The following is a 247-nucleotide window of genomic DNA, read 5'->3' as shown; positions in this document are numbered from 1 at the left end:
GTTGGTGTTGGCTTCGGCGTCGCTGTCGGCGTAGCCGTTGGTGTCGGTGTTGGCTTCGGCGTCGCTGTCGGCGTAGCCGTTGGTGTTGGTGTCGGCTTCGGCGTCGCTGTCGGCGTAGCCGTTGGTGTTGGTGTTGGCTTCGGCGTCGCTGTCGGCGTAGCCGTTGGTGTCGGTGTTGGCTTCGGCGTCGCTGTCGGCGTAGCCGTTGGTGTTGGTGTCGGCTTCGGCGTCGCTGTCGGCGTAGCCG

1 protein-coding gene is annotated in these 247 nt (G+C 66.4%); it reads right to left on the bottom strand.

Going from position 1 to position 247, the window contains the following annotated elements; genetic code table 11:
• A partial coding sequence (locus tag HPT30_RS00340; RefSeq protein ID WP_175369645.1) for a hypothetical protein occupies positions 1-247 on the bottom strand: 247 nt, incomplete at both ends.

The sequence above is a fragment of the Paenibacillus agri genome, assembly GCF_013359945.1.
Lineage (GTDB): Bacteria > Bacillota > Bacilli > Paenibacillales > Paenibacillaceae > Paenibacillus_AQ > Paenibacillus_AQ agri.
This window is presented reverse-complemented; position numbering and strand designations above follow the sequence as displayed.